Source organism: uncultured Chryseobacterium sp. (assembly GCF_936933875.1).
Classification (GTDB): domain Bacteria; phylum Bacteroidota; class Bacteroidia; order Flavobacteriales; family Weeksellaceae; genus CAKZIK01.
Genome location: NZ_CAKZIK010000079.1, coordinates 36584 through 43896 on the forward strand (window position 1 = coordinate 36584; position 7313 = coordinate 43896).

Annotated in this window: 10 protein-coding genes; 4 read left to right on the top strand and 6 right to left on the bottom strand. The window is 36.8% G+C overall.

Annotation, left to right across the window (positions count from 1 at the left end; translation table 11 throughout):
- Positions 1–2 precede the first annotated feature (2 nt).
- On the top strand, positions 3–365 hold the full coding sequence (locus Q0252_RS11205; RefSeq protein ID WP_367174840.1) for a hypothetical protein: 363 nt from the start codon (positions 3–5) through the stop codon (positions 363–365).
- On the opposite strand, the gene Q0252_RS11210 is transcribed toward Q0252_RS11205, so the two are convergent.
- Positions 362–1450, bottom strand: coding sequence for an endonuclease/exonuclease/phosphatase family protein (locus Q0252_RS11210; protein ID WP_297986326.1), 1089 nt, complete (start codon positions 1448–1450; stop codon positions 362–364). The genes Q0252_RS11205 and Q0252_RS11210 overlap by 4 nt on opposite strands.
- Positions 1451–1646: 196 nt before the next feature.
- On the opposite strand from Q0252_RS11210, the gene Q0252_RS11215 reads away from it, so the two are divergent.
- The gene (locus Q0252_RS11215) at positions 1647–2753 is read left to right on the top strand and encodes a 5-(carboxyamino)imidazole ribonucleotide synthase (RefSeq protein WP_297986328.1); all 1107 of its coding nucleotides are present in this window, start codon (positions 1647–1649) and stop codon (positions 2751–2753) included.
- Positions 2754–2829: 76 nt separating this feature from the next.
- Here the strand turns inward: Q0252_RS11215 and Q0252_RS11220 are convergent, their stop codons facing one another.
- The 3 genes from Q0252_RS11220 to Q0252_RS11230 are packed head-to-tail and all read right to left on the bottom strand — an operon-like array spanning position 2830 to position 4110.
- Positions 2830–3729 (bottom strand): EamA family transporter, encoded by a 900-nt coding sequence (locus Q0252_RS11220; RefSeq protein ID WP_297986331.1) that lies wholly within the window; start codon positions 3727–3729, stop codon positions 2830–2832.
- Entirely contained in the window at positions 3716–3979 is a 264-nt protein-coding gene (locus Q0252_RS11225; RefSeq protein ID WP_297986332.1) for a hypothetical protein, read from the bottom strand. The genes Q0252_RS11220 and Q0252_RS11225 overlap by 14 nt, the downstream gene beginning before the upstream one ends.
- Entirely contained in the window at positions 3976–4110 is a 135-nt protein-coding gene (locus Q0252_RS11230) for a hypothetical protein (RefSeq protein WP_297986335.1), read from the bottom strand. Before Q0252_RS11230 ends, Q0252_RS11225 begins: the two co-directional genes overlap by 4 nt.
- 359 nt (positions 4111–4469) lie before the next feature.
- On the opposite strand from Q0252_RS11230, the gene purE reads away from it, so the two are divergent.
- On the top strand, positions 4470–4973 hold the full coding sequence (gene purE, locus Q0252_RS11235; RefSeq protein ID WP_297986338.1) for a 5-(carboxyamino)imidazole ribonucleotide mutase: 504 nt from the start codon (positions 4470–4472) through the stop codon (positions 4971–4973).
- Positions 4974–5062: 89 nt separating this feature from the next.
- Entirely contained in the window at positions 5063–5539 is a 477-nt protein-coding gene (locus Q0252_RS11240) for a Dps family protein (RefSeq protein WP_297986340.1), read from the top strand.
- On the opposite strand, the gene Q0252_RS11245 is transcribed toward Q0252_RS11240, so the two are convergent.
- Together Q0252_RS11245 and Q0252_RS11250 are read right to left on the bottom strand one after the other, a co-directional pair.
- Positions 5528–6667: an alpha/beta hydrolase-fold protein gene (locus Q0252_RS11245; RefSeq protein ID WP_297986342.1), complete on the bottom strand. Its 1140-nt coding sequence runs from the start codon at positions 6665–6667 to the stop codon at positions 5528–5530. The two genes, Q0252_RS11240 and Q0252_RS11245, sit on opposite strands and share 12 nt — an antisense overlap.
- A 49-nt stretch (positions 6668–6716) precedes the next feature.
- Positions 6717–7313, bottom strand: a 597-nt coding sequence (locus tag Q0252_RS11250) for an alpha/beta hydrolase-fold protein (RefSeq protein ID WP_297986344.1), incomplete at its 5' end; no start/stop codon positions are given.

Below are 7313 nucleotides of genomic sequence, written 5' to 3' on the forward strand. Positions count from 1 at the left end.
AAATTAAAAAAACAGTTGAAAACTTTTTCACAGCGATGAAAAATGCTGATGACAATGCTTTGAAAAATACTTTTTCAGAAACTGTTGTTTTTCAAACCATTGCGAAAGATGGAACGGTAAAAACGGAAGATGCGCAAAAATTTGCTGAAGGAATATCAAAATATGCAAAAGGCGATTTGGATGAGCAGATTACAATCATAAAAATCCTTACCGATGGACAATTAGCCTCCGTTTGGATGGATTATCAATTTGTTTTAAAAGGAAAAGTGTCGCATTGTGGAGTGAACAGTTTTCAGCTTGTTAAACAAAACAGTATTTGGAAAATTCAGTACATTATTGATACACGCAAAAAGTGTAAAAACTAATCCTGCTTCACAAACTCCCCACGATTGTCAGTTTCTTCTTGTATGCCTTCTTCAATGAGTTCTTCTACTTCTTCGGCTTCTTCCTCGGAAAGTGTTTTTACTTCTTCTTCCTGCTTTTCGTCCTCAAAATCAAGATGAAACTCGCATAAAATCGGGAAATGGTCGGAACCGATATTTTCTAAAGTGTCCAATTTTTCAATAAAAATTTCCGGACTGTGAAACAATAAATCCAGCGGAACACGAAAAAACCAGTACTTGGCGTGAAAAGTAGCCAAAATCCCACGACCAACTCTTGCATCAATCAATTCACTCGTTTTCCGGAACAGAATAGACGTATCGCTCCAAGCAACCGTATTGAAATCGCCAATGACTAAACTCGGAATTTTCGTTTCGTTAATTTTCTTCGCAATGCTCAGCAAATCGCCGTCCCGTTCTTTGGAAGTGGTTTCTTCCGTCGGACTTGGCGGTGGCGGATGCACTGCAAAAATTTGGTAAAATTTTCCCGCTTTTGTTTTGAAAATAGCTTCAATACTGGGTAAATCGTCTGCAACAAAATAATGCGTCTGCACTTTTTCAAAAGGAATTTTCGAGTAGAAATGCATTCCGTAGGTGTTTTCCAAAGTCACTTTTTCGGTGTAAGGATAATCGATTTCAAAGATTTGGTTGGCATGTTCCCAATCTTTATTGCTTTCAATGGTGATGAAACAGTCGGGATTGTATTTTTTGATTAAATTTTCAAAACTTTTGTAATCTTTATTGAATTGATAGACATTCACAGAAATCACTTTGATGGTTTCCGAAGAATTTTTCGTGCGTTGCGAACGTTTTTTCTTGTAAAATTTCGTGTAACGAATCAGAATGTAAACGTGATAAATCGCCAGTAAAACCTGAGATGCATTAATCAGCCAAAACCAAAAATTTTTCTCAACAAAAATGAAACTTAATACTAATGCAAGAACCTGAAGTATAAGAATTTGCATCTTCATAAATTCCGGAACACGGAAAATCCAGTGTTGGTTTTTATAAAACGGCAAAACACTCAAAATAATCAGTAAAATTGAGAAAATGTTTAAAAAAAGTTCCATAGTTTATAATTGCAAAGGACGTTTAAAAATCGCGAAACACATTATAATTTTTAAAATATATTTTATAGGATATTGATGAACAATGGTTTTGTATTTGCGGTTTTGCTTTTGTATTTTTGCGAGGAATAAATCTTAAATCTGCGGTTTTTAGAAACGGATGGCTTCGCTTCAATCGCAATGACTAATAAAAAATCAAATGAAAATCGGAATTCTCGGAGGCGGACAATTGGGAAGAATGCTCATTCAAAATGCATTATCATATGATGACGAATGGTTTACACTCGACCCGGCGAAAGATGCGCCCTGTTCCGGAATTTCTCATTTTTCCAATGGAAGTTTCAACGATTTTGATACAGTTTTCGATTTCGGAAAAGGGAAAGATGTCGTTTCTATAGAAATTGAACATGTGAACGTTGATGCGCTTTTCGAACTTCAGGAAAACGGAATTAAAGTCATCCCAAGTCCGGAAATTATCAAAACCATTCAGCAAAAAATTCTGCAGAAAGAATTTTACAAAAAAAACGACATTCCGAGTCCTGAATTTCAAGTCATTCAAAAAAAATCGGAGGCGACGTTCGCCTTGCCTTTCGTGCAGAAAATGAACAAAGGAGGTTACGACGGAAAAGGCGTTCAGGTTATCAAAACAGAAGAAGATTTGCCGAATTTATGGGATGTTCCGTCGGTTTTGGAATCTTTAGTTGATATTGATAAAGAACTTTCCATCATCGTTGCTAAAAACGAAAACGGAGAAATTAAAACTTTTCCTGTCACTGAAATGGTTGCAGACCCGAAATTGAATTTACTTGATTTCAATATCTGTCCGGCTGAAATTTCAGAAGATATTCAGCATCAGATTGATGAAATTGCACAAAAATTTATCGAAGCAGCCAATTCTCCCGGACTTTTTGCAATTGAATTATTCCTCGATAAAAAAGGAAAAATTTGGGTGAATGAAACCGCGCCAAGGTTGCATAATTCTGGTCATCAAACGCAGGAAGGAAACGCCAATTCGCAGTTTGAACAGATGTATCGAGTTCTGAAAAATCTTCCGTTGGGAGACACTGACAATTTCGGCTTTTCAGGAATGCTGAATATGGTAGGTGAAGAAAATTTTTCTGGGAAAGTAAAATACGAAGGTTTGGATGAGGTTTTGAGATTACCAAAAACCTACGTCCATCTCTACGGAAAAACCGAAACTAAACCCGGCCGAAAAATGGGACACATCAATGTTTTGGCAGATTCGAGAGAAGAATTAATGGAGAAATTGGTTCACATTAAATCTTTAGTAAAAGTTATTTCTTAAACACGGAGACACAGAGTTTTAAACAGAGGACACTACGAGTGAGTTAATCTGCTAAATCTGCGGAATCTGCGAGAGATTAAGCCTTCCTCCTCAACATTCCCGGTTTGTAGTTCGTGATAAAAACACCGGTAATAATCAAAATGGTAGCGAAAATAAACGCCGCCGAAATTTTTTCATCCAAAACCAGCCAACCTAGAGTAATTGCAATAATCGTATTCACATAAGAAAGGTAGGAAAGCTGTGTAGGCGAAATCTTTTTCAAGGCAAAGTGAAATGCAAAATACGCCGCAATCGAACCAAAAACCGCTAGATAAACCATTGCCAGAATACTTCTTAATGTCCAGTTTTCAACGGAAGTGTGTTCCGAAAATAAAAATCCGAAAATAATTTGAATCACCGCTGCAAAAGAGAACTGATAAAATAAATTCAACGTAATATTTTGATGCTGAAGATTCAGTTTTTTGGTGTAAACCGAACCTGCAGCCCAACCCGAAATCGCGATGAAAATAAAAATTACGCCCATTCTGTAATCGGGGTTCAGCAAATCCTGCAATCCATCTTTGAAAATCAAAACTATACCTGAAAATCCAAGAAGAATTCCAATAAGAGATCTAAAACTGAATTTTTGTAGTCCTACAAAAATACTTCCGATGAAAACCAAAAGTGGGGAAGTGGCACTAATCAGCGAAGCCAAACTGCTCGATAAATGTTCTTCAGCAACCGTTGTCATTCCGTTCGCAACAATCAGCATCAATATCGAAAAGATAATCTGAATTCTGAAATTTTTCCAGCCAATCCATTTCAACTGTCCGGAAAATGCCAAAATAATCAAAAGCAAAGCCGCTGCAATTAACTGACGAATTCCTGCAACAAACCAAGCCGGAATGCTTTCTACCGCAATTCTAATGCCCAGAAAGGTCGTTCCCCAAACAATGGCAACGGTGAGGATGGCAAAAATCAGTTTAGCGTCTTTCATCAGTTTTCAATTTTTTTTCAGCATTCATTTCAGAGAATAAATTTCGGGCTAAAAAAGCACAAATCAAACAGATGATGTACAAAATTCCGGTTGCTATACTTGTGGAAATCTGTGTCGCCCTAAAACCAATTTTTTTAATCAGAATTCCGCCACTTAAAGAAACCACAACAGCTCCGGCTCTAAAAAGTGCAATCACCAAACCTGCATCAGAAAGACTTCTGTGTAATGACTGCGTGACGTAAACACTCATGAAAACTCTGCCATTGTTCCCATTCTGTTGATGAGCATCACAAATGAAAGGAGCCAGTTTTTGCGGTTCAAATCACTGAAAGCGGTTTTGTAGGTGTTAAAGATTTTGTTCAGGATGATATCAGTCTTCACAAATCCTCAGAAATATGGAACGAATCTAAGCAATTAAATCACCGTAAACAAAGGCGGAAGCGCAACTTTACCGATTCTTAAAATTTAATTCATCTATAATTTTTGATTTTTTTTAAAGCAAAGACCCAAAAAAGTTTTTGAAATTGAAAATTTCATGTTTTTAAGGCGGAAGGTTTTTGACTTTGTCCAAATTGAAAAATAATTTTTTTGATTAAAATAAAGCGAAGCGTCTTTGCGCCGTAATTTTGAATTTTCCCAATTAAAAAGCGGTTTGTGCCTTTGCGTTTAACTTTTCACATGGGATGTCTCCATCAAACAGTCATAATTTTCCTATCTTTACAAGAATAATAAAAAGTAAAATGGTAGGAATTATTATGGGCAGCCAAAGCGATTTGGCAATTATGGAACAAGCCGCAGATTTTCTAAAAAATTTGGAAATTCCTTATGAATTAACTGTCGTTTCAGCGCACAGAACACCAGAAAGAATGTTCGAGTATGCGAAATCTGCCAAAGAACGCGGTTTGAAAGTGATTATCGCAGGAGCAGGAGGAGCTGCACATTTGCCGGGAATGGTGGCAAGTTGCACCACTTTGCCTGTGATTGGTGTTCCGATTTTGTCTTCCAATTCTATTGATGGTTGGGATTCTGTTCTTTCGATTTTGCAGATGCCTTCCGGAATTCCTGTTGCCACAGTTGCTTTGAACGGCGCCGCCAATGCCGGAATTTTAGCCGCAAAAATTATTGGAACTGCTGACGAAAATGTTGCCGAAAAATTGCAGCATTATCAGGGTGTTTTAAAGGAGAAAGTCCTTGGAACGGTACATGAAATTAAGAGACAGCATCCGAATGGATTTGACTCGTAATTAAATTTGTAATTTCAAAATAGCATCTATCAATTGTTTTCACTTATTTTAATTGATTGTATCTTTTAAATTTGTATAAAATTATTGATATGAAAAATGCTAACATCATTGGTTTAAAGGAAGCCGACTGTAAAAACATCTCAGAGAAACTCAATACACTTTTAGCGAATTATTCCGTGTTCTATCAAAATACAAGAGGTGCACATTGGAATATTAAAGGTGACCAGTTCTTTACGCTTCACCCGAAATTTGAAGAACTGTACGACAGTTTGGTTCTGAAAATTGACGAAATCGCGGAAAGAATCCTTACTTTGGGAGCAACGCCTAACCACAATTATTCTGATTATCTGAAACTTTCGCACATTAAGGAAAGCATAGAACTTTCTGACGGGACGAAATGTGTCGAAAATATTTTGAGTTCTTTTAAAGTGATTCTTGATTTGCAGCGTGAACTTTTGGATATTACCGACAAAGCCGGAGACGAAGGAACCAACTCGCAAATGAGCGGCTACATTACAGAACAGGAAAAAGAAGTTTGGATGTACAGTTCTTACTTAGGAAAATAAGAGAATCGCCAATAGGCGATTTTTTTTTTTTTGACAGAACAACCAAAGATAGGCATCGTCAAATTCACCGCGCCAATAACCTTCGGTATGCGTTCCGTAATCGTCTATTTTTACTTTGATATTTTTTGCAGGAACACCTTCCTTCTTAAGATTTTCTACCGCTTTTGAAATTTCGGAAGACATCGTGTCCATCTCATTTTTTCCTGCTACAAAGTAGAATTTGGAATTACTGAGTTTCTTGTTATTTTTTCTGATGAAATAGTTTAGATCCTTTGAAGCAAACCAAAAAGCCGGACTGAAAATTCCCAATTTTCCAAAGGTATTTGGATATTTTACTCCTGCGTAAAGCGAAATCAAACCGCCCATCGAACTACCGATTAAGCCGGTATATTTTGGCTGCTTCAATGTTCGGTAATGTTTGTCGATATAAGGTTTTAAAGTTTTCACCAAAAATTCGGTGTATTGGTCGCCTTCGCCACCGCCGTATTTTGCATTTTTCCAAGGCGAATATTCATCGAGTCTGCTTTCGCCACCGTTTTCAATACCTACTACGATCACATCCTGTTTTCCTTCTTCAAATAATTTGTTCAGCGTTTCATCAATTCCCCATTCACCCGAAAAAGAAGTAGCATCATTGAATAAATTCTGCGCATCATGCATATAAATTACAGGAAATTTTTTAGTACTTGTAGTATAGTTAGGAGGCAAATATATCCAAATTCTGCGCTCTTTGTTCAATTGCGGAATGAAAAAACTGTCGCTCAATAGTTTTACATTCTGTTGAACCGTGTTTTGCTTTACCACCGGATTTTGCCATGAAGTAATTCTGATATTTTCAGTTTGATTGTTTCCTTCAGAAGATAAAATACGGTTAGAAATTTGATTTCCATTGCCGTCGCCTTCAACAGTTTCCCAGCTTCCACGCGTTAATTTATATTCAACTTTTTCCGAAATTTTAGGTAATGTGATAGAGTAGATTCCCTTTTCATCAGGTTTCAGTTCGAATTTTTCATCTCCCGGATTCCAATTGTTCAAGGACGAAGCCATGAAAATTCGGGTATTTTTTTCTGTATTGGCGGGTAAAGAAACCACTTTTAAAGTTACCTGACTTAAAGCAAATTCACTCATAATCAATAAGATAAAAATGAAAAATTTAGAAAAGTTCATAAAGAAGAAATTATTTAGCGAAGAAATCCATTAAGTCCATATAATTTTTTTGGTTCACGCCATGTCCGCTCATATATTCACGGAATGTGAAATAACAGCTCAATTCGTAGAGTAAATCTGCCGCTTTTCGTCCCCATTCCATCGGGATAATCGCATCGTCCGTTCCATGAGAAATGAAAAATCTTAAGTGCTGTAACTGTTTACGGTCTTTGGAAATGTCAGTTAATAATTTTTCTTCAGGATAACAGCTTAAACAAGCCACTTTCGAAAATAACTGTGGATTTTTTAAAGCCAAAGCATAGCTTAAAATTCCGCCCTGAGAAAATCCGCAGAGATGTGTGTCGCCCTTCAATCCGTATTGTTCACGGATATGGACGATATGCTCTAAAATGGCATTCATTGATTCTTTTGCCTGTTTTACATCCACAAATTCTTCAGGATTGTTGAAATTAATGTCGTACCAGGAAAATCCTTCGAAATCTGTTGAAAGTGGAGCTCTAAAACTCACCACAATCCAGTCGTGAGGAAGAGTAGGAACGAAAGAAAACAAATCTTCTTCATTACTTCCGTATCCGTGAAGCATAAAAAGAATAGGTGTTTCCGGTGT

What these genes read in the sequence shown, in the direction of transcription:
- Q0252_RS11210 (WP_297986326.1), bottom strand. Translation starts at nt 1,450, where the DNA reads ATGGAACTTTTTTTAAACATTTTCTCAATTTTACTGATTATTTTGAGT.
- Q0252_RS11215 (WP_297986328.1), top strand. Translation starts at nt 1,647, where the DNA reads ATGAAAATCGGAATTCTCGGAGGCGGACAATTGGGAAGAATGCTCATT.
- Q0252_RS11220 (WP_297986331.1), bottom strand. Translation starts at nt 3,729, where the DNA reads ATGAAAGACGCTAAACTGATTTTTGCCATCCTCACCGTTGCCATTGTT.
- Q0252_RS11225 (WP_297986332.1), bottom strand. Translation starts at nt 3,979, where the DNA reads ATGAGTGTTTACGTCACGCAGTCATTACACAGAAGTCTTTCTGATGCA.
- purE (WP_297986338.1), top strand. Translation starts at nt 4,470, where the DNA reads ATGGTAGGAATTATTATGGGCAGCCAAAGCGATTTGGCAATTATGGAA.
- Q0252_RS11240 (WP_297986340.1), top strand. Translation starts at nt 5,063, where the DNA reads ATGAAAAATGCTAACATCATTGGTTTAAAGGAAGCCGACTGTAAAAAC.
- Q0252_RS11245 (WP_297986342.1), bottom strand. Translation starts at nt 6,667, where the DNA reads ATGAGTGAATTTGCTTTAAGTCAGGTAACTTTAAAAGTGGTTTCTTTA.